This is a genomic window from Lactobacillus delbrueckii subsp. delbrueckii DSM 20074 = JCM 1012 (assembly GCF_001433875.1).
In the GTDB taxonomy this organism is placed as follows: Bacteria; Bacillota; Bacilli; order Lactobacillales; family Lactobacillaceae; genus Lactobacillus; species Lactobacillus delbrueckii.
In genome coordinates, this window is sequence record NZ_AZCR01000109.1 from 1 (window position 1) to 496 (window position 496).

Sequence of the window (496 nt, forward strand, 5' to 3'; positions counted from 1 at the left end):
CTCTTGTAAAGATTCAAGGCTTCAGAGGCCGTCATCTTTTCGGAGGTCACGATCGCGAAATAGCCGCACAGCTGCAGCTCTTGTTCGATGACATCTTCCCGTTCCTCGTAGCCATAGAACTTGTCTTTGTGGTAGGTAAGCTTGAAGTAGTGCTCGTATCGCTTTGGAAGCTTGTATTCTCTGCCTTTTATCTTGTCCATCTCGGCTTCCATCCGGTCCAGATCAGCTTCTAGTCTAGCACGCTCGCTGGCCTGCTTCTTGGCCTTGTAGTAGATGTGGAAATAGCGGTCAGTTTCGTCATCCGCGTACAGCTTGGCTTTAACCGTTATGCCATAAGTCCGGTAAGCCTTGATGGAGCAGGCTCTCTTTGATTCGAATTCGCCCATGTGCTCCATGATCAAGCTGTGTACAAAGTAGGCTCTGCCTTTAACCATCATCACGAAATCATAGTCGCACGAGTCCATGAACTGGATATTGGCCTTACTGAAGTATCCGC

At 48.8% G+C, this 496-nt stretch carries 1 pseudogene; it reads right to left on the minus strand.

The features are described from left to right. Positions 1-496 (minus strand): annotated as a pseudogene (locus FD23_RS08610) (IS1634 family transposase); the annotation flags it as partial.